Source organism: Mesorhizobium sp. ArgA1 (assembly GCF_053714375.1).
On record NZ_JBSKBQ010000019.1, the window covers coordinates 39,705 to 58,915 of the forward strand.

At 61.9% G+C, this 19,211-nt stretch carries 18 protein-coding genes and 1 tRNA gene; 11 read left to right on the forward strand and 8 right to left on the reverse strand.

From position 1 onward, the window contains the following. The first annotated feature begins 21 nt into the window (after positions 1-21). The 4 genes from ACWGTI_RS27450 (at position 22) to ACWGTI_RS27465 (ending at position 3,101) form a co-directional block, all read left to right on the forward strand. The gene (locus tag ACWGTI_RS27450) at positions 22-738 is read left to right on the forward strand and encodes a Bax inhibitor-1/YccA family protein (RefSeq protein ID WP_454590016.1); all 717 of its coding nucleotides are present in this window, start codon (positions 22-24) and stop codon (positions 736-738) included. A gap of 172 nt (positions 739-910) precedes the next feature. Further along, entirely contained in the window at positions 911-1,783 is an 873-nt protein-coding gene (locus tag ACWGTI_RS27455) for an aldose 1-epimerase family protein (protein WP_454590017.1), read from the forward strand. A 92-nt stretch (positions 1,784-1,875) separates the two neighbouring features. Continuing rightward, complete coding sequence (locus ACWGTI_RS27460) at positions 1,876-2,676, forward strand: DUF2066 domain-containing protein (protein WP_454590018.1); 801 nt, start codon at positions 1,876-1,878, stop codon at positions 2,674-2,676. Positions 2,677-2,693: 17 nt separating this feature from the next. Continuing rightward, the gene (locus ACWGTI_RS27465) at positions 2,694-3,101 is read left to right on the forward strand and encodes a hypothetical protein (protein WP_454590019.1); all 408 of its coding nucleotides are present in this window, start codon (positions 2,694-2,696) and stop codon (positions 3,099-3,101) included. 18 nt (positions 3,102-3,119) lie between these two features. Here the strand turns inward: ACWGTI_RS27465 and ACWGTI_RS27470 are convergent, their stop codons facing one another. After that, positions 3,120-3,812 (reverse strand): TetR/AcrR family transcriptional regulator, encoded by a 693-nt coding sequence (locus ACWGTI_RS27470; RefSeq protein WP_454590020.1) that lies wholly within the window; start codon positions 3,810-3,812, stop codon positions 3,120-3,122. A 193-nt stretch (positions 3,813-4,005) separates the two neighbouring features. Here ACWGTI_RS27470 and ACWGTI_RS27475 point away from each other — a divergent pair, with 193 nt between their 5' ends. The 3 genes from ACWGTI_RS27475 (at position 4,006) to ACWGTI_RS27485 (ending at position 6,150) form a co-directional block, all read left to right on the forward strand. After that, positions 4,006-4,482: a RidA family protein gene (locus ACWGTI_RS27475; protein WP_454590021.1), complete on the forward strand. Its 477-nt coding sequence runs from the start codon at positions 4,006-4,008 to the stop codon at positions 4,480-4,482. A 132-nt stretch (positions 4,483-4,614) separates the two neighbouring features. Then, positions 4,615-5,127, forward strand: coding sequence for a hypothetical protein (locus tag ACWGTI_RS27480; RefSeq protein WP_454590022.1), 513 nt, complete (start codon positions 4,615-4,617; stop codon positions 5,125-5,127). A 246-nt stretch (positions 5,128-5,373) separates the two neighbouring features. Next, complete coding sequence (locus ACWGTI_RS27485) at positions 5,374-6,150, forward strand: GNAT family N-acetyltransferase (RefSeq protein ID WP_454590023.1); 777 nt, start codon at positions 5,374-5,376, stop codon at positions 6,148-6,150. Positions 6,151-6,163: 13 nt separating this feature from the next. Here ACWGTI_RS27485 and ACWGTI_RS27490 read toward each other — a convergent pair whose 3' ends face one another. The 7 genes from ACWGTI_RS27490 to ACWGTI_RS27520 form a co-directional block, all read right to left on the reverse strand. Then, positions 6,164-6,982 (reverse strand): MBL fold metallo-hydrolase, encoded by an 819-nt coding sequence (locus ACWGTI_RS27490; protein WP_454590024.1) that lies wholly within the window; start codon positions 6,980-6,982, stop codon positions 6,164-6,166. A 3-nt stretch (positions 6,983-6,985) separates the two neighbouring features. Then, complete coding sequence (locus tag ACWGTI_RS27495) at positions 6,986-7,774, reverse strand: TatD family hydrolase (protein ID WP_454590025.1); 789 nt, start codon at positions 7,772-7,774, stop codon at positions 6,986-6,988. Further along, positions 7,774-9,324 carry a methionine--tRNA ligase gene (gene metG, locus ACWGTI_RS27500; protein WP_454590026.1) on the reverse strand — a complete coding sequence of 517 codons (1,551 nt, stop codon included), beginning with the start codon at positions 9,322-9,324 and terminating at the stop codon, positions 7,774-7,776. The genes ACWGTI_RS27495 and metG overlap by 1 nt, the downstream gene beginning before the upstream one ends. A gap of 92 nt (positions 9,325-9,416) precedes the next feature. Next, on the reverse strand, positions 9,417-10,472 hold the full coding sequence (locus tag ACWGTI_RS27505; RefSeq protein WP_454590027.1) for a DNA polymerase III subunit delta': 1,056 nt from the start codon (positions 10,470-10,472) through the stop codon (positions 9,417-9,419). Beyond that, entirely contained in the window at positions 10,469-11,143 is a 675-nt protein-coding gene (tmk, locus tag ACWGTI_RS27510) for a dTMP kinase (RefSeq protein ID WP_454590028.1), read from the reverse strand. Before tmk ends, ACWGTI_RS27505 begins: the two co-directional genes overlap by 4 nt. A gap of 77 nt (positions 11,144-11,220) precedes the next feature. Beyond that, positions 11,221-12,387, reverse strand: a complete 1,167-nt coding sequence (locus tag ACWGTI_RS27515; protein WP_454590029.1) for a D-alanyl-D-alanine carboxypeptidase family protein — start codon at positions 12,385-12,387, stop codon at positions 11,221-11,223. A 98-nt stretch (positions 12,388-12,485) separates the two neighbouring features. Continuing rightward, positions 12,486-13,691, reverse strand: a complete 1,206-nt coding sequence (locus tag ACWGTI_RS27520) for a septal ring lytic transglycosylase RlpA family protein (protein ID WP_454590030.1) — start codon at positions 13,689-13,691, stop codon at positions 12,486-12,488. Between the two features lie 371 nt (positions 13,692-14,062). Here ACWGTI_RS27520 and ACWGTI_RS27525 point away from each other — a divergent pair. The 4 genes from ACWGTI_RS27525 (at position 14,063) to rimO (ending at position 19,113) form a co-directional block, all read left to right on the forward strand. Beyond that, a tRNA-Ser gene (locus ACWGTI_RS27525) sits at positions 14,063-14,152 on the forward strand. 2,299 nt (positions 14,153-16,451) lie between these two features. After that, a complete protein-coding gene (locus tag ACWGTI_RS27530; protein WP_454590031.1) occupies positions 16,452-16,859 on the forward strand; it encodes a DUF930 domain-containing protein in 408 nt (135 codons plus the stop codon). 146 nt (positions 16,860-17,005) lie between these two features. Then, positions 17,006-17,665 carry a TerC family protein gene (locus tag ACWGTI_RS27535; protein WP_454575134.1) on the forward strand — a complete coding sequence of 220 codons (660 nt, stop codon included), beginning with the start codon at positions 17,006-17,008 and terminating at the stop codon, positions 17,663-17,665. Between the two features lie 134 nt (positions 17,666-17,799). Next, positions 17,800-19,113: a 30S ribosomal protein S12 methylthiotransferase RimO gene (gene rimO / locus ACWGTI_RS27540; RefSeq protein WP_454590032.1), complete on the forward strand. Its 1,314-nt coding sequence runs from the start codon at positions 17,800-17,802 to the stop codon at positions 19,111-19,113. Positions 19,114-19,211: the final 98 nt, after the last annotated feature.

The window sequence follows — 19,211 nt, forward strand, 5'->3', positions numbered from 1 at the left end:
AGACCCCAAAGGAGAATCCGCATGAACACCCCCGACCTCGGATACCGCATGGGCGCTGGTGCCCGCGCCGGCGCCGTCTATGACGAGGGCCTGCGCAGCCACATGCTGCGTGTCTACAACTATATGGGCATCGGCCTGGTCGTGACCGGCCTCGTCGCCATGTTTGTGGCCTCAACGCCGGCGCTTTACGTGCCGATCTTCTCCAGCCCGCTGAAATGGGTGGTGATGCTGGCGCCGCTCGGCTTCGTGCTGTTGTTCTCGTTCAAGATGCAGACGATGTCGGCATCAAGCGCCCAGGCAATGTTCTGGGCCTTCTGCGCGGTGATGGGCCTGTCGCTGGCCTCGGTGTTCCTGGTCTTCACCGGCACCAGCATCGCGCGCACCTTCTTCATCGCCGCCACCATGTTTGGTGCCACCAGCCTCTACGGCTACACGACCAGGCGCGACCTGACCCAGTTCTCGTCGTTCCTGATCATGGGCCTGATCGGCGTGGTGATCGCCAGCGTCGTCAACATCTTCCTTGGCTCGACCGCGCTGCAATTCGCCATCTCGGTGATCGGTATCGCCGTGTTCGTCGGCCTGACCGCTTGGGACACGCAGACGATCAAGGAACAGTATGCGGAGAATTTCGATGCGGAATCGCGGCAGAAGCTCGCCGTCTTTGGCGCGCTGTCGCTCTACCTGAACTTCGTCAACATCTTCCAGCTGTTGCTGAATTTCACCGGCGAACGCGAATAGTCGAACCGTAGCAGGCAACAATCTCGATCTTGCAGTGGCCGGGACACCTCCGGCCACTGTTGTTTTTGCCATGGGTCATTTCCCGCGGCTCCGTAAGCGGTGTCCTGCCGCCTTTGAGTCCACGCGGGCTTTTGCTAACCTGCCGCTCGCACGCAGCTTTCCGCGAGGACGCATGGAACAAGTGACGCTTCACGGCGACGGGATTTCGGCGACCATTGTCGGGCAGGGGGCTGAACTGGTTTCTCTGCGCAACGCCGAGGGTATCGAGTTTTTGTGGCAGGCCGGACCGGAATGGCGGCGGCATTCGCCGGTGCTGTTTCCGATCGTCGGTCGGCTGAAGGGCGACCAGCTGCGCCACCGTGGCCAGGCCTATCCGCTGACGCAGCACGGCTTTGCTCGAGACAAGCCGTTTGTGTGGGCTGAGACGACCACCGGATCCTGCACGCTGGTGTTGACCGACGACGCCGACACCCGCGCACGCTATCCTTTCGCGTTTCGCCTGGCGGTCACCTACACGCTGGAACGCCGGCAGCTTGATATTTCCTTCGATATCACCAACACCGGCGACGAGATGCTGCCTGCCTCGATCGGAGCGCATCCGGCATTCAACTGGCCGTTGCTGCTAGGCCTCGCCAAGACCGATTACCAGCTGACCTTTGCCGCTGATGAGCCGGCGCCGATCCGCCGGCTGAAGGACGGCTTGGTGCTGGCTGCGCCGCAGCCGACGCCCATCGAAGGCAGAACGCTGGTGCTGTCGGAACGGTTGTTCGACGCGGACGCCGTGATCCTCGACCGGCCAGCCACTGAGAGCGTTCGTTATGGCGCCACGCACGGTCCGGCGATCGAAATGGCTTGGCAGGGTTTCAAGGAACTGGGTATCTGGTCGAAACCCGGCGGCGCGCCGTTCCTGTGCATCGAACCCTGGCACGGCTTTGCCAGCCCAGTCGATTTCGATGGCGAGTTCGCGGACAAGCCGGGAGTGATGCTGATCGCGCCCGGTGAAAAGCGTCTGCTGAGCTATCAGGTAAAGCTGACATCCACCTAACTGACGCTGCACTCTTCAGGTGCTTGAATTTCCCTGAAATGACCAGAATATGTGTCCGACAATATTTCCGGACGGTTGGGAGGGGTCGGCGGATGCCTGGCGGCTTGAAGATCGCTTTTGCCGCAGTGGCGCTGGCGGCGCTGGTTGCCTTTCCCGTCGCGGCCGCTGACATTGACCGCGCCAGTCTCTACCGTGCGCAATCGGTGACCAGCGGCACTGGTGACGAGAATCGGGCGTGGGGCCTGGCACCGTGCCTTGAAGAAGTGCTGGTCAAGGTTTCCGGCGACCCGCGGCTGATTGGCGATCCGCGCGTTGCGGAGATGAGCCGGCATGCAGCCGACCATGCCGCTGATATCAGCTACCGCGACCTGCTCAACAACCGCCCGCCGCATGACGAGCAGGGCACTCACGACCGGCCGCAATACATCACCGCCGATTTCGATCCGGACAAGATCGATGCCTTGCTGGCATCGCTGGGACGTAAGCCATGGCTGTTGCCACGACCCGCAATCGTCGCGTTGCTCGAGGTAAAGCCGATGAAGGGGAACGGCTTCACGCTGGTGCGCGATGGCGGCGACAAGCTTGAGGCGGATATGCGTGTCGCGTTGGCGGACGCCGCGCACCGGACCGGTTTGCCGCTGGAGCTCCCCAAACCGCAGGACGTCGCCGTTGCCGATGTAGCCAACACCCTGGAAGGCGATGCTCTGCTTTCCGGCACTTTGGCATGGCGCCAGAAAGCGCTGGGTTGGGTCGGCGACTGGCGGCTCGGCTTCCACGGCAGGGAATATGGCTGGCAGGTGCGAGGCGTCAGCTTCGACGATGCGTTCCGCAATGCTGCGCGGGGAACATTGCAGATCCTGTCGGGCAACGGACAGCCGGACACGCCGCACTGATCCAGGCGTTTTCCTGGGTGCGAAGGCTGGCCCATTGCGGGCACAAGTTAGCCAGTGAACATTTGGTTCTAGCGTTGCCTTCTGGAGGAATAGTGCGGCCAAAATTCTCCTCGCGGGCAGGGTTCCTTGTCGGCCTCGGCATCACTCCCATTGCCTTCTTCCTGGCACTCTATTCGGTCGGCGCAGGGCATGGACACTATGTGTTGGCGCGCCTTCTCTATCCGATTCCCATGCTGGCAACCCTTTTGACCAACACAACCATCACCGGCCTTTCCATCGGATTGGCGGCGCTGCAGTTTCCTGCCTATGGGGCATTTGTTGGTCAAGCTGGCGCAGGCCGCTTGAGATGGCTGGCCCTTGGCGTCTTCCATGGTGTCGCAATCCTAGCCGCCTTCAGCGGGGCCCTGGCGAGTTTTTCGGGATGAAAACTTCGCGATAGCCGCTTATCGCGGAGAAAGCCCGCCGAGCAGGAAGCCGAGGCCTTTGCGGAAGGCGCCGTCCCAATCATCGTCCAACAGCAGGCGGGAGCGCCCGATTGTCGGGTAGGGTGGTCCGCCAAGATGCTCAAGGTGCTGCTGCGCGGCGGCCCTGTCTTCGGCAGAGACATCGAAGCTTGCCCGGGTGATGGTGGCCCCCATCACATAGTTCCAGAGCGACCATATCGCCGCGTTCAGGTCGGCGTCCGCGACGCCGGCCGTGGACAAGATCTTGCCCATGAGTTCCAGGCGACCGAGGATGTTCTGGCCGAGCGCCCGGCGCGGCAACAGCGATGTCGACCAGGGATGGAGGAGCATGCTGGCCCGCCAGTCGTCGAGCATATGAATGACTTCCGCGCGCCAATCTTGAGGCTCGTCCAACTGCTGCAAGGCGCGATAATCAAGCACCGAATCGAGCGCCAGATCCAGGACGTCGTCTTTGTTGTCGACGTGCCAATACAGGCTCATCACGCCCGCACCGAGGCGGTCGGCTAGCCGACGCATCGTCAATCCGTCGAGCCCCTGAGCGTCCAGCAATTCCACCGCGGTCGCCACGATACGGTCCCGGGAAAGAGGCGGTTCGCTGGTCGGCTCCTTCACGGGCCTGGGCTTGGTCCGTGGCGGTCGTTCGCTTCGGGCGCCGTCGCGTTTGGCTGCCATCTGTCGTCCTCGCTGACTGAGCGTCGATTTTGGCAGGCAGCGTCAGGAATGTCGACGCTCACCGCTTGACTAGTACGTTGTACCATAGCATGACTCGTACATCGTATGAGTCATGCTATGGCTGATATGGCCAAAGTTCAAATCATGCGGCCGCGAGGGACTTCGCTCGCGGTCCACGGAGCCAAAGAAAATCATGTCACGCGCAATCAGGCATCTGCTTATCGGAGGGTTAATCATCATGAACCTATCAATTCCCACAGCGACGACGGCCACTGAGCTGACCATCGTCAATCCGCAAACCCTCTACGACCCGTCGCCAAACGGTTACAGCACGGCGGTGATCACGCCGCCCGGAGCCCGGGTGGCGTATATTTCCGGGCAGGGCGGCCAGGACGCCACGGGAGGCTTGTCGCCCGACTTCGCTGTCCAGGTGAAACAGGCCTATGCGAATTTACGCGCCGCGCTTGAGGGTATCGGTGCGAAACCCGATCAGGTCGCCAAGCTTACGGTGTTCGTGGTCGACCACGACATGTCCAAGCTCGCGGTGCTGACCCAGAACGTCAAGGAGATGTTCGGCGACGCGCTGCCGGCACAGACCCTGGTTCCCGTTCCCAAACTTGCGATCGACCCGATGCTGTTCGAGGTTGAGGCCGTGGTCATGCTCGACTAGCGGGCCGACCACATAACGGGCAAATCGGGGCGTGACATAGAAGAGACTGGCAGTTCTCGACCGCATCGCGGATATTGCCTTACGTCAGCGAGCGTAGGCATTTTGTGTCCACTCCAATTAGGACTGGCAGATTTGAGCGATGACCGGGCCAACGAAACTGTTGCCGCAGAAGGATCGCCGACTCCCGCCACGAAGTTAAGGTGCATCGTGACGGCGATAGCGACTTGCCTTCCCATCGCCGCAGCGGGTGCTTCCGAAGTCGCGCCCGACCAGCTCGTCGGGAACTACATTAGGCTTTCGATCGAAAATCCGGACCAGAGCAAAAGTTTCCTGGCGCCTGATGCAGCCTGGATCATATTTGACTACGGAGCGGCCTTGGCGGGGGTTTTTCCAGAGTTTGTAAAACGTCTTCCTGAAGCGGATTGTTCGAAGCCTCTGATTCAAACAGAAAGAAAAATCACTAGCGACAAAGGCGTTGATGCAGAGGTTGTTAGAGTTGAATGGAAATGCGCGAAGCCCACGGAGTTCATGCTGGCATCAAACGTGCTGCGTTTCGTCGTCGTCCAGCAAAAGATAGTGATGGTAGTGGTTGAAGATCCGCCCGGCTATCCGCCCGAACTGCCTCGCTCCTCGAACCAACGGTGATAGCTGCCGTCGATCTGCACCAGTTCGCCATAAAGCTCACGGTCGGAAAAGTGTTCTCGGACCAACCGAATCTCCAGTTCACCAACGCCGGTTCCATATCTAGGGTTCGACGGCCCAGAAAGTCGCATAAGATAGATTATGGAACTTATGCGTTGAGCGGTAGCCGGGAATTGCTGCTGATTTTCCTAGGCTTGGCAAGATCGATCCGTGTTGCCTCGAGCTTAAGACCAACGCTACGCTGCATGAATGACGACAGCAAAGCGTGAGATCCAAGCGGCGATCGAAGTGTTCGTCCACGGCTACAGCACCGACAAGAGCCGCACCTTTCCATATGAGGCCAGCCGCGTCGGACCCTTGTGGCTGATGCGCGATGCCGAGCGCAAGAATGCGCGCGACTACCGTGGCCAAGAATGGGTCGTCCATGACGTCGCGGCCGAGGAAGCCGATGCGATCGTGCGGCAGCATGCACGGTCAAGCTTTGCTGTTTCGGTCGCGATCGCCGACGGCGAACCGGAGGAGCCGGTGCGGACCGCCTACAGGGCTCTCGGCTACCGGCTGCTGCGGACGGAAGGTTTCTTCGTCCAGCCATTGCGTCAGATCCCGGATCCGCCGGCGGCCGTCTTGCCAGAGGTCGTGTCGATTGAGCGCGTGCAGACAGTCGAGCGAGCAGCGCAACTGGCGGAGATCATTCGCAGGAGGCCGATCGCGGCCGATCTGCTCGGCGACGGTGCGCCGTTGCGCCAGTATGTGGCGCTCGATGGCGACACTATCGTTGGACGCGTGCGCAGCATAGACGCTGTCGGCGCCACCTGGTGCACGGCCATGTATGTCGAGCCTTCGCACCGGCGTCGCGGTATCGGCAAGGCACTGATGTCTAAAATGCTGCAGGACGACCGCGCTCGTGGGGCGCGATGCTCGATGCTGTTGGCGACGCATGCCGGAGCGCTGCTTTATCTCCGGATGGGCTATGAGCGGATTGGAACGCTGCTGATCTTCGGACCAAAGAGCCGAACGCCCTCATGAAAAGCCGTTGACATCACGCTGATTCATAAGGGATTTCGATCACCATGCCATCATAGGCCGGGGTGATGCTGGCCGGCACCTCGGCCTTGACCGTCGCATAGTCGAGCGGCACATGCATATGCGTCAGCACGGCCTGTTTCGGGGTCAGTTTTTCAATCCAGCCGAGCGCCTGACCGAGCGACAAATGGCTGGGATGGGTGTTGTACTGCAAGGCATCGATGACCAGCATCTCCAGGCCGCGCAACCGGTCGGCGGTGGCGTCGGGAAAGTCGCTGATATCAGGGCAATAGGCCAGCCCGCCGATGCGGAAACCAAGCGAAATGATGTCGCCGTGGATCTGCGGCAGCGGCTCAAGGGTGAGGGCTCCGCCCTCACCTTCAATCGTCACCGGCCTGGCGTGATCGATGATGTGCGGCCTGACGATCGGCGGATAAGAGCTGCCCAGCGGCGTCTCGAAGCAATAGCCGAACGCTTCGCGCAGCCTAAGCATCGTCGGCTGGTCGGCATGGACATCGATCAGATGGCGTTGTTCGAGCACGTAGCCGCGCAGATCGTCGATGCCGTGGATGTGGTCGGCATGCGGATGCGTATAGACGACGGCGTCGATGCGCCGGACCGCCGCCATCAGCATCTGCTCGCGAAAATCCGGCCCGGTGTCGATGACGACCGTGGTGCGCTCGCCGTTGGCGGCGATCCGCTCGACCAGGGCGGCCGTGCGCATGCGGCGGTTCTTCGGATTGGCCGGGTCGCAATTGCCCCAGTCGCCGGTGATGCGCGGCGTGCCGGGCGACGAGCCGCAGCCGAGGATGGTGAGGCGCAGCCGGTCGCCCATGCGTCAGAGCCCGGCAGGCCGCGGCATCTTGCCGAACAGACGGAAGAAATTCGCCGTCGTCAGCGTCGCGATCTCGGCCTCGCCGACGCCAACGGTTTCGGCCAGCACCTTGGCGGTGTGCGCAACATAGGCCGGCTCGTTGCGCTTGCCGCGAAACGGCACCGGCGCCAGATACGGCGCGTCGGTCTCGACCAGCAGCCGGTCATGCGGCATATCGGCGGCGATAGCGCGCAATTCGGCTGAGTTCTTGAAGGTCAGTATGCCCGAGAAGGAGACATAGCCGCCAAGCGCCACGCCCACTTCGGCCAGCCGGCGCCCCGAGGAAAAACAATGCAGGATGAAGGGGAAGGCGCCCTTCCCTGTTTCGTCCTCGAGGATGGCAGCCATGTCGTCGTCGGCGTCGCGCGAATGGATGACCAGCGGCAGGCCGGTCTCGCGCGCAGCTGAGATGTGGGTGCGGAAGCCTTGCGCCTGCGCGTCGCGCGGCGCCTTGTCGTAGTAATAGTCGAGCCCGGCCTCGCCGATCGCCACCACCTTTGGATGCGCGGACAGGCGAACCAACTCCTCAGCCGTCACATCGAGCTCTTCGCCGGCATTGTGCGGATGGGTACCGACCGAGCAGTAGACTTCGTCGAAAGCCTCCGCAATCTCAAGCACTTGCGGAAACCGCTTCACGCGTGTCGAGATGGTCACCATGCGACCGATCCCGGCGGCCTTGGCGCGGGCGACGATGGCCGCCCGCTCCTCGGCGAAATCCGGAAAGTCGAGATGGCAATGGCTGTCGACGAGCATCAGGCGCTCGCCTCCGGCTTTTCGACGTAACGCGGAAACACCCCCTCCGGCACGGGCAGTTCCGTGCCGGGCACCAGCGCGTAGTCGGCGTGGACATGGGCGAAGTCACGATTGTCCGCCGGCACCGCCAGCAGGTCGAGCAGCTTCGCCGCCGATCCCGGAATGTAGGGCTGGCACAGAAGCGCCACGCGACGCACGAGCTCGGCGGTCGTCCACAACACCGTTTCCATGCGCGCCGGATCGGTCTTCTTCAGCGCCCAGGGTGCCTGCGAGGCGAAGTAGCGATCGGCTTCCGCCACCACACTGAAGATTGCCGCCAGCGCCAGATGGATGCCCTGTTCCGCCATCGCCTTGCGCGCCGCCCCAAGCGCTTCCACTGCCTGGTCGAGGATGGCGCTGTCGGCCTCGGTCAGTTCGCCGCGCTGCGGCACCGCGCCGCCGCCGTTCTTGGCGATCATCGACAGCGAGCGCTGCGCCAGATTGCCGAGGCCGTTGGCAAGGTCGGCATTGGTGCGGTTGACGATCGCGTCATGGCTGTAGCTGCCGTCCTGGCCGAACGGCACCTCGCGCAGGAAGAAATAGCGCACCTGGTCGAGGCCGTAATGCTCGACCATGGTGAAGGGGTCGACAACGTTGCCGACCGACTTCGACATTTTCTCGCCGCGGTTGAACAGGAAGCCATGTGCGAACACGCGCTTTGGCAGTTCGACGCCCGCCGACATCAGGAAAGCCGGCCAATAGACCGCATGAAAGCGGACGATGTCCTTGCCGATGATGTGCGTGGCCGGCCAGTAGCGCCATTGCTCGGCCTTGGTGTCGGGATAGCCGGCGGCGGTGATGTAGTTGGTCAAGGCATCGACCCAGACATACATCACGTGCTTGTCATCGCCGGGCACCGGCACGCCCCAATTGAAGGTCGTGCGCGAGACCGAGATATCCTTGAGGCCGGACCTGACGAAGCTCATCACCTCATTTCGGCGCTCGGCCGGACCGATGAAATCGGGCTGGTTTTGGTACAGCGCAAGCAATTTGTCCTGATAGGCGGAAAGCCGGAAGAAGTAACTTTCCTCCTCGTTCCACTCGACGGGCGAGCCAAGCGGCTCGCGCCGTACACCGTCGTCGCCGAGAGTGGTTTCGCTCTCTTCGAAATAGGCTTCCTGGCGGACCGAATACCAGCCGCTATAGCGGTCCAGATAGATGTCGCCATTGGCGGCCATCGCCTTCCAGATCGCCTGGCAGGACGCGTAGTGGCGTGGTTCCGTCGTGCGGATGTAGTCATCATTCGAGCCGCCCATCGCCTCGGTCATCGAACGGAAGATCGCTGAATTGCGGTCGGCCAGCGCCAGAGGCGTTATGCCATCCTTCTCGGCTGTCTGCTGCATCTTGAGGCCGTGTTCGTCGGTACCGGTGAGGAAAAACACATCCTTGCCGTCGAGACGCTGGAAGCGAGCCAGCGCGTCGGTCGCGATAACGGTATAGGCGTGGCCGATATGAGGCTTGCCGTTCGGATAGAAAATCGGTGTCGTGATGTAGAATGTGTCGCGTGACATGAATGAACCGTCATGAATGTCCGAATTGAATGTGAGGCGGTGGATATCGCATCGAGACGGCGATTGCCATCCCGACCCGAGGCCGGATCCGGTCACATTCGCATTGCGGAATTCAGGCGGTCGATCATGGTCAAGGCGTGCTGCTTCTTGTCGAGATTGTAGGTATCGGTCTCAGATATAGCGTTCAGCGCCTCGTGCCAAGTGTCCGACAGGGTTTTCGCCCGCGCGAGATCACCGGCCAGTGCCGCTTCGCTGGCGCCTGACGACAGCAGATCGAGTGCCCGACGGTTGAAGATGTCGAACTGGATCGCCTGGTCGCGACCGGCGACGGCCTCGGCAAGGCGATAGGCGCCGGCGACGTCGTTCTTGCCTGATGTGACCAGGGCATCGAGCGTGCCCGCAATCTCCAGTCCGCCATATTGCGTCAACAGGATCGCGTTGCGGGCGCTGCCCCCTGCCCGTTCCGCCAGTGCCGCGCGCGCCGCCGGATCGGCTGGCGGCGGCGGCTCGACAGTCTCCAGAACGCTCATCAGGCTGACGGCATCGAGCGGCGTCAGCCGCACCATCTGGCAGCGCGAGCGGATCGTCGGCAACAGGCTGCCCGGCGCATGGACGATGAGGATGAACAGCGTGCGGGTCGGCGGCTCCTCAAGGTTTTTCAGCAAGGCATTGGCGGCGTTGGTGTTCATGTCGTCGGCCGGATCGACGATCACCACCCGGTAGCTGCCGTCATGCGAGGTCAGCGACAGGAAGCGGTTGACCTTGCGGATCTCATCGACGGTGACGACGGTCTTGAAGCTCTTGGTCTTGTCGTTCAGCGGCCGGGTCAGATGCAGCACGCCAGGATGCGCCCCGGTGGCGATCTGGCGAAACAGTGATGAGGCCGGATCGGGAACGGCAAACACGTCCGGCGCCCGCTCGAAGGCCGGATGCTTCAACAGATGATGCGCCAGGTGGAAGGCGAGCGTCGCCTTGCCGATGCCGACCGGTCCGGCAAAGATCAGCGCATGCGGCAGTTTTCCCGAGCGATAGGCGGCGGCGAGCATCGCGGCCGCCTGCTCATGGCCGACCAGGCGCAGCGTTTCGGACGGCTCCGGCACGCCGTCCAGCGTGTCGTGCTGCTCAGGGGCGATGCGTTCGAACATCATGCCGGCGCCGCCTGTCTGTTGCGCGCAGGCGCCCTCGCCTCAAGTGCTGCGAACACGGCCGCGGTGACGACGTCTTCCACCGTATCGGGAGGCGCCGACGCATCGATGACGATGCAGCGGTCCGGCTCGGCGGCTGCGATCGCCAGGAAGGCGTCGCGGCGACGCTGGTGGATATCCAGCGTCTCCTTTTCGAAGCGGTCCGGACCGTCGCTGGCGCCACGTCGCGCGGTAGCGCGCCGCAAGCCTTCGGCGGGGTCGATGTCGAGGATCAGCGTCATGTCTGGCATCATGCCGTTGATGGCGACCTCTTCCAGCGCTTCCATGAAAGCCGGGTCGAGGCCGCCGGTGACCCCCTGGTAGACGCGCGAGGAATCCAGGAAACGGTCGCACAGCACGACGGAGCCTTGCTCCACCGCCGGCCGGATGACCTGCTCGACATGGTCGGAACGCGCGGCGGCGAACAGCACCGCTTCCATCTTCGGCCCGAACGGCTCGGCGGCGCCGGAAAGCAGGACATGCCTGACCGCCTCGGCGCCGGGCGACCCCCCGGGTTCGCGGGTGACGAGAACATCATACTTCTTGGCGCGCATCTTCCTGGCCAGCCGCTCGATCTGTGTCGACTTGCCGGCGCCCTCGCCGCCTTCGAAGGTGATGAAAAATCCGCGCGCCAACCGAAAGGCCTTTTGTCCTGCTTTGCGCTGACGTCATAGTCCGGACCTTGTCAAAGGTCCACGATTCTAACGCTGCTTTAACGCAGCCAGCCCACGGCCAGTTCCCTGGCGGCATCGAACGCGCGTTGTGGCAGCGTGCCGACGCCGACCGATTCGGCGGCGAAAAGCGGCGTCTCCTGGCTCAGCGTGTCGCCGATCCAGATGCGCAGCACACCGACGGGCTGGCCCTCCTCCACCGGCGCCGATACCGGTCCCAGATAGACGATCCTGGCCGTCAGCTTGTCGCGGTTGGCGATCGGCAAAAGCACGTTAATCGGCGCCTTCGCCTTCAGCGCCACGCCGGATTTGGCGCCGCCGAACACCTGGGCCTCGCCGACCACTTCATTGCTGGCGAAAATCTCGGTCTTCTCGAAGGAACGGACGCCCCATTCGAGCAGTTTTCGCGCTTCCTCGGCGCGCTCGCGGTCGTTCGCCAATCCGCTCATTGCTGCGATCACCCGCGTGCCGTCATGGCTGACCGAGCCGACAATGCCGAAACCGCCCGCCTCGCTTGAACCAACCACCAGTCCATCGGCACCGATGCCCATGGCCAGCAACGGGTTGCGGTTCCTTTGCGTAATCTTGTTCCAGGTGAAATCGGGCCGGCCATAATAGAGATAGAGATCAGGGTATTCGCGCCACATATGCAGGCCGAGCTGCGCCAGTTCATGCACCGTCGTTTGCTGGCCATCGGCCGGCAGGCCTGTCGAATTGACGAATGTCGATTTCGCCAGTCCGATCTGGCGGGCGCGATCGTTCATCTGCGCGGCGAAATTCTCTTCGGAGCCCGCCATGCCCTCGGCCAGCACCATGCAGCCGTCATTGGCGGCCTGTATGGTGACGCCCTGGATCAGGTCCTCGACCCGGACCGCCGATTTGAGCTTGGCGAACATGGTCGACGTTCCAGACGGGGCGCCGCCCTTGCGCCAGGCGTTCTCCGAGACCACGAAGGTGTCGTCGAGGGTCATGCGCTTCGACTTGATGGCGTTGAAGACCATTTCCATGGTCATCAGCTTGGCCATCGAGGCCGGCGGAATCGGCTGGTCGGCATCCTTGGAAAACAGCACCGTGCCGGTTTCGGCATCGATCATGAAAGCCTGCGTGGCCTTGGTCTCAAAAAGCTGCGCGTTGGCCGGAACCAGCAACGCCAACAAAAGGCCAAGACCCAAAAGCCCGGCAAAAGGGTGGACAAGGCGAAATCGCATGAGAGGCTCGACCCGTTGGCCTGCAGGAAACGTGCTGCAAAGCTATCAGGCTTCTTCCCGGCGGATCAACCACGCAATGGCAAAGCCGGCCTTGTTGATCAGTTGCGCACAGCCAGCGCGTCCGGCGCGCCGTGCGACCATGCTGCGCGCAGGAGATCGTCGACATTGCCGTGGCCATCCGGATAAAGATTGACCGCGTACCAGTCATTGCCGTCGAGTTCGGTGCTCTGGATTTCGGTCCTGCCGAAGGGCTTGAGGGCTTCAGCCACCCGCTTAGCCTCGGCCGCATCGTCGAAGGAGCCCGCCGCGACATAGTCCGAGACGGCAGGCACCGCCTGCGGGTTGGATTTCTTCCACGATTGCAGGATGTCGGCCGGCGACATGCCCTGGTCACCGAGTGCGGCAAAGACGTCGGCGCGCTGCACGCGTTCATCCGCATAGGAGAGCGAAGCCACGACGAAGGGCGTCTCCGGCCGCTGAGGCACGATCGGCCCGAATTCAGGCAGTGTCACATCGCCGAAAGCCGGCGCCTGCACCGACATCACCGGCTGTGCTTCGGTGCCGGAATTGGTCAGCTGGCCGGGGAACGGCACGGCGGCCGCCCCAACCGGCAGGCTCGGCGGAGGTCCGTTCATCGCCACCATGACGCCGGTCGGCAAGCCGTCCGACGGGTCCGGTATCCGGTTGCCGGGATGGTAGGACGCCATCAGATACTGATCGTCGTCGCCATCGAGCGGAGCGCGGCCGACATATTCGACCTTGACCTTGGCGGTGCCGACCTTTGCGTAGTTGAGCATCTGGGCGGCACGCTCCGAAACGTCGATGATGCGGCCTTCATGGTACGGGCCGCGGTCGTTCACGCGCACGATAACCGAACTGCCGGTTTCGAGGTTGGTGACACGGGCGTAGCTCGGCAGCGGCATGGTCGGATGCGCCGCCGTCAGATGCGTCATGTCATAGACTTCGCCATTGGCTGTGAGGCGGCCGTGGAAGGCGTCGCCATACCAGGAGGCGAGACCCACCTTGGCGTAGCGCTTGTCTTCCTTGGGGTAATACCACTTGCCGCGCACCTGATAGGGCTTGCCCAACTGGTCGCGGCCGCCGCCGCGCCGCATGTATTGGACGCGCGGGCTGGCCTTCACGCCATACTCGGTCTCGGCAAAATACTCCTTCGAGCGCGGCTTTCGGGTGTCGACCATGGCCTTGGGCTGCGGCGACGCGCATGCGGCCAGCAACACAGCCGAAAGAGCGCACAAAACCAAAGCAGGAGCGCGACGAAGACGCCGATGCGTCGTGGTCTGCATGTTTTCAGATGTCCCCTACGTGTCGACACAGGCGCCGCTTCTAGAATCTCGGCGAAGCCAGAACTGCAATGCCTGCGACGCGCCAATCCCCATCCCCTTGTGCGCAGGAATTGTTTATCAGCCTATTAATCGATTGTGTCCGGAACCGGGCAGGATTGTGGCGGCGGTGGCAAGGCGATGGACCTGAGAAATCGGGCTGTCTGGACTCGACCGCTGTCCATTTTGCCCAGGCGGACTGACCCATGCCGGTTGACACGGCTTTGCCGAGCGCACTAGAGCAATGAACGCACATGATCGACCTTTCGCTGTTGCTTCCGGCAGCCAGGAGCGGCGATCAGGGACGAGCGCGCAAGTGATTGAAAAATCACGACGGAGGGATGGCCGAGCGGTTTAAGGCACCGGTCTTGAAAACCGGCGTGGGCGCAAGCCCACCGTGGGTTCGAATCCCACTTCCTCCGCCACAATCAAAGCATAATCAATGACTTAGATGGTTCTTTAGAGCCTTGCCATAACCTTTGCCCCACATGCTAAAAAACCGCAAACTCGATAAGGGGATGTAAAGTTAGGTAACATTTGGGCTAACTAAAGCGCGGAAAGGCTCCGTCTGAGCGCCTCGCAATTGCGACTTTTTCACCGGTGGGGAGCGGTGAAGCGGTCGGAGTCGGCAATCTGCAGCATATTAAGTGGGTCGGAATCGTACTCGGCGCCGAACCAATCATGATACGCAATGCGGATCGGAAACATCGCCGCCAGCCACCGATTTTGGTCATCCTCACTAGCACCGGCTCCAAGCGCCGCTTTGAGCCCGCTCGGTCGTAAACGATGAGGCGGATATTTGTCTCGGGAATTGACCCGGAATTCAGCACGACGAGCTTATAGGCGATCCCATGGTTCCCCGCCGCTGAGTTTTAACTGTAGCCGTTACCATCGGGCGAAACTGGCGCTTCCAAAAGTAGAACGACATACCGAGAGCAAGCAGAGATATGGCCAGTGCGGCAAGCGCTAATAAGGTGTCCAAGTTCGTTCTCCTTCTTGCCGCCTAACGGTGGCGGGCTTCTTCAAGGCGGAAGCACACTTGTTTCTTGCACAATCCTGGTCACCTCTTCTTCCTCGTCAACCATGGGCTTTGAGCGTCTCCCCTGAAGCGGACCGCAACCGATGGAGTCAAGGCCGAATCCGGAATGCAAGATGGTCGAATGAGGTAGGTTGCTGACCTAGTGGGGCGACGACCATTATGCGCAATCGCTAAACTACGGAACGTCCAATGGACATTGCCGGAACCGAACAGGTCAATTAGACCTTTGCGCGAGTAAGTCTGAGACCTTGGTCCCCATCAATTTGAGGTAGGAGCGCCGGGCATGGGACGCTTCCTTGATCATTTTTGGCCCGCCTGGCCGAGCGCAGCCGCAGCAGCCCCAAGCTGACGTTGGAAAGCGCCAGGCCCCGCGATCAAGCCCGACGTATGACGTTACGTCAAGAATCAGGTATCGCTGAGTTACTGCGGACCAACCGCCCTGCCGGCGCTGATCAGGCAACCTCCCAAGCAGCGCCGGCCTTTTTCCAAGCGGGCGACCCGCAAAATTTAGATCGGCCGCAGGTCGCCACTAAGCACATTGGCTGAGGCTGCAGAAGCGAACGTATGAGACGGCGCCGATTGCCTTCAAAGCAGCTTGCGCTCATTCTTAAGTCAGCCAGCACCGCGCCTCGTTCAAGCCAGACTGGTCAGGCCCAGCAGCAGCCGCCGCTAGTCCCCTAGACCATGCCGCTGGGCCGCCCTGCTACAAGACGCGCTGGGCCGCGGGCGCTCCCGAGCGGCAAGGTCACCGTCTCTTCCGCGATCACACCATATGCAACTGCGGCCCGTCTGTTAGCCTATCTTGGCGGCGGACCATTTTCCGCCATGGCCGGCGTCCCCCACCTAAGGCACCCCAACAAGCGCCCTTGCGGCGCCGGCCATCTTCACCGGCGTTCGCTGTCGGACATCGTCCAAAAGGCTGTATTCCCACAACTCTAGCGAGAGCGGTACACTCACTACTCGGCGCGCTTCCCTCAAAGCGCCGTCGGTAAAGGCTCGGCGCCCTCTGGTTTGTTCAGTGTCAAAAGGAGGGCGCCGGCCCCAGCCATTGCCGTTCGCCTGCGCCCTCGGTGTTGAGCGATACGAAGGGCAATTCGTGACGCGCGTGAAGCAAACTCGCCGAGCGAAGACCCCAACAGCCTCAAGCCCGGCGAGCCTACGACCTGATCAGAATACGCGATCAGGACCGGGGTCAGCCGGCAAAGATCTCTGCAGCAAGACTGATGCCAGCAATTGTCTCCCGAAATGGGACTGCAAGTAAGGTCTGAACTGGGGAAAACGTCCGCGCCGGGTTCTATTGCAGAGTTGCTAATATTAGGGTGGCATCAGCCGGCTCGCCAGCCCCGAGTCGGTTAGGCCCGGCGGTAAGTCGAATTCACCCCAACGGACTCTGTCGGGCCGCCTGGTGGGTCACCTATTCTACGGACGGCTTTTGGCGCGGACGACCTCAGCGCCACGCGCGCCGCAAATCCCGCAAGCGAAAATCGAGGGCGACCTGCTGAGCGGACTGGTTTGAGATATCAACGTCCTCGTGCAGGGCAGTGAATCGTGTGGCCGGGTAGTTATCTGCTCGGCCCTGCCAGCGTGGATTGCGTATCCCGATACTGGGGATGTGAAAAGCTGCCATCAGCGCGCTGTCCTGAGTGGATCCCGATCGGCACTCCGGTTGATTTTTGAACCGAAATATGCTGGTTCTCCCGCCCATGAAGAAACTATTCCTTGCGGCCATGGCCTCGGTAACGCTGGCCTGGCCGGCTTATGCCATGGACGCCGCCTTGCGCGCCGGTTTGCTGAAACTCGATCCGCAGACCCGGCTGGAACAGAGATGCGACGCCGAGGTTCTCGACCGTATCAGCCATGACGATCGCAACTACAAGGCTGATCGGGTGGTCGCTTACGCCTTTGCGACGCCGCAGATGAGCGCCGACGCTATCAAGAGTTCCGGCGCTGCCTTCCGCAGCAAGGGGCAATGGTACCGCCTGAAGTTCAAATGCGAGACGGCGCCGGACCATATGGAGGTCTTGCAGTTCCGTTACCGCATCGGCGACGAGATCCCGGAAGCCGACTGGGCGAAGTACAATCTCTACGACTAAGTTCTCTCAGGCAGAACGCCTCTTCCCCATTCCTGTGGTTTTTTGGCGCTGTTTGTAGCGCTCTCTTGACGCCCGGGAACCATACACGTTAGGGCGTCGGCATATCCGACGACGAACACGCGGCGAACAGTAAGGGCCTCCGGTCGATGGACATTTTCAGCGCTGCAAGCATGACGGCCCTCCTCCAGGTCATCGCCATCGATCTGGTGCTTGCCGGCGACAATGCCATCGTCATCGGCCTTGCCGCAGCAGGCCTGCCTGTCGAGCAACGGAAGAAAGCCATTCTCATCGGTGTGCTGGCGGCGACCGTGCTGCGTATTCTCTTCGCCGCGATCACCGTCAAATTGCTTGCCATCGTCGGCCTGCTTCTGGCCGGCGGCATCCTGCTGTTGTGGGTGTGCTGGAAGATGTGGCGCGAGTTGCGGACGTCCCATGCCGAGGAGCAGGAGGCGACCGAGGCGCTGGCCAATGCCGATCTCGACGGCGACAAGACCGTGGCAGTCGGCAAGGCGCGCAAGACGCTCGGCCAGGCAGCGCTGCAGATCGTCGTCGCCGATGTCTCGATGTCGCTCGACAATGTGCTGGCCGTCGCTGGCGCCGCGCGCGATCATTTCCCGGTTCTGGTCATCGGCCTGGTGCTCTCGATTGCCCTGATGGGCCTCGCCGCGAGCTTCATCGCCAAGCTGCTGCATCGCTATCGCTGGATCGCCTATGTCGGCCTGCTGATCATTCTCTATGTCGCGATCGACATGGTCTATCGCGGCATCGTGGAAGTCGCGCCGCATGTAACCAACGCGGTGAGTTGAAGCGCTTTCCGCAATATCGAGCCTGTTTCGACGGCAATTACCGTGCGTTTTGCCGCATGAAGGGCGTGCCCATACCATTGCCGCATTAAGTGTGGTACTGCGCCGCCAATCCTGAAAATACCGGAAAACGCTTTATGTCCGCCCCACGCGTGAGTTTCGTCAGCCTTGGATGCCCGAAGGCCCTTGTGGATTCCGAGCGCATCATCACGCGCCTGCGCGCCGAAGGCTATGAGATCGCGCGCAAGCATGACGGCGCCGACCTCGTCGTCGTCAACACCTGCGGCTTCCTCGATTCAGCCCGCGACGAGTCACTCAACGCCATCGGTTCGGCGCTTTCGGAAAACGGCCGGGTCATCGTCACCGGCTGCCTCGGTGCCGAGCCGGATGTGATCCGCGAAAAGCACCCCAATGTGCTCGCCATCACCGGGCCGCAGGCCTATGAAAGCGTGATGGCTGCGGTGCATGAAGCCGCACCGCCGAGCCACGATCCCTATATCGACCTTTTGCCGCCGCAGGGCGTAAAGCTGACGCCGCGCCACTACGCCTATCTCAAGATTTCGGAAGGCTGCAACAACCGCTGCACCTTCTGCATCATCCCGGCATTGCGCGGCGATCTCGTCTCGCGGCCGGCGGCCGACGTGCTGCGCGAGGCCGAGAAACTGGCCAAGGCCGGCGTCAAGGAACTCCTGGTCATCTCGCAGGACACCAGCGCCTACGGCATCGACATCAAGTATCAGACATCGACGTTCGGCGACCGCGAGGTGCGGGCGAAATTCCTCGACCTGTCGGAGGAACTGGGCAAGCTCGGCATCTGGGTGCGCATGCACTATGTCTACCCCTACCCCCACGTCGCCGACGTCATTCCGCTGATGGCGGAGGGCAAAATCCTGCCCTATCTGGACATTCCGTTCCAGCACGCCTCGCCGCAGGTGCTGAAGAACATGCGCCGGCCCGCGCATGGCGAAAAGACGCTGGAGCGCATTCGCGGCTGGCGCGAGGTGTGTCCGGATCTCGCGATCCGCTCGACTTTCATCGTCGGCTTCCCCGGCGAGACGGAAGAGGATTTCCAGATGCTGCTCGACTGGCTTGACGAAGCCAGGATCGATCGCGCCGGCTGCTTCAAATATGAGCCGGTGCGCGGCGCCCGCTCCAACGATCTCGGTCTCGAACAGGTGCCGCAGGAAATCAAGGAAGCGCGCTGGCACCGCTTCATGCAGCGTCAGCAGAAGATTTCGGCGACGCAGTTGGCCAAGAAAGTCGGCAAGCGCCTGCCGGTGCTGATCGACGAGGCGCATGGCACATCGGCCAAGGGCCGGACCAAATACGACGCCCCCGAGATCGACGGCTCGGTGCACATCCAGTCGCGGCGTCCGCTGCGCCAAGGCGACATCGTCACTGTCAAGATCGACCGCGCCGACGCTTACGATCTCTACGGTTCAGCGGTTTAACCAGATCCGACAAAAGGGCGCCTCCCGGCGCCCTTAAAGCGCGCCGCATCGAAACGAATTCATGCGACGCGCTTTAAGTCTTTGTTTTGATGCATGTC

What these genes read in the sequence shown, in the direction of transcription:
- ACWGTI_RS27450 (WP_454590016.1), top strand. Translation starts at nt 22, where the DNA reads ATGAACACCCCCGACCTCGGATACCGCATGGGCGCTGGTGCCCGCGCC.
- ACWGTI_RS27455 (WP_454590017.1), top strand. Translation starts at nt 911, where the DNA reads ATGGAACAAGTGACGCTTCACGGCGACGGGATTTCGGCGACCATTGTC.
- ACWGTI_RS27460 (WP_454590018.1), top strand. Translation starts at nt 1,876, where the DNA reads ATGCCTGGCGGCTTGAAGATCGCTTTTGCCGCAGTGGCGCTGGCGGCG.
- ACWGTI_RS27470 (WP_454590020.1), bottom strand. Translation starts at nt 3,812, where the DNA reads ATGGCAGCCAAACGCGACGGCGCCCGAAGCGAACGACCGCCACGGACC.
- ACWGTI_RS27475 (WP_454590021.1), top strand. Translation starts at nt 4,006, where the DNA reads ATGTCACGCGCAATCAGGCATCTGCTTATCGGAGGGTTAATCATCATG.
- ACWGTI_RS27485 (WP_454590023.1), top strand. Translation starts at nt 5,374, where the DNA reads ATGACGACAGCAAAGCGTGAGATCCAAGCGGCGATCGAAGTGTTCGTC.
- ACWGTI_RS27490 (WP_454590024.1), bottom strand. Translation starts at nt 6,982, where the DNA reads ATGGGCGACCGGCTGCGCCTCACCATCCTCGGCTGCGGCTCGTCGCCC.
- ACWGTI_RS27495 (WP_454590025.1), bottom strand. Translation starts at nt 7,774, where the DNA reads ATGCTCGTCGACAGCCATTGCCATCTCGACTTTCCGGATTTCGCCGAG.
- metG (WP_454590026.1), bottom strand. Translation starts at nt 9,324, where the DNA reads ATGTCACGCGACACATTCTACATCACGACACCGATTTTCTATCCGAAC.
- ACWGTI_RS27505 (WP_454590027.1), bottom strand. Translation starts at nt 10,472, where the DNA reads ATGATGTTCGAACGCATCGCCCCTGAGCAGCACGACACGCTGGACGGC.
- ACWGTI_RS27515 (WP_454590029.1), bottom strand. Translation starts at nt 12,387, where the DNA reads ATGCGATTTCGCCTTGTCCACCCTTTTGCCGGGCTTTTGGGTCTTGGC.
- ACWGTI_RS27520 (WP_454590030.1), bottom strand. Translation starts at nt 13,691, where the DNA reads ATGCAGACCACGACGCATCGGCGTCTTCGTCGCGCTCCTGCTTTGGTT.
- ACWGTI_RS27530 (WP_454590031.1), top strand. Translation starts at nt 16,452, where the DNA reads ATGCTGGTTCTCCCGCCCATGAAGAAACTATTCCTTGCGGCCATGGCC.
- ACWGTI_RS27535 (WP_454575134.1), top strand. Translation starts at nt 17,006, where the DNA reads ATGGACATTTTCAGCGCTGCAAGCATGACGGCCCTCCTCCAGGTCATC.
- rimO (WP_454590032.1), top strand. Translation starts at nt 17,800, where the DNA reads ATGTCCGCCCCACGCGTGAGTTTCGTCAGCCTTGGATGCCCGAAGGCC.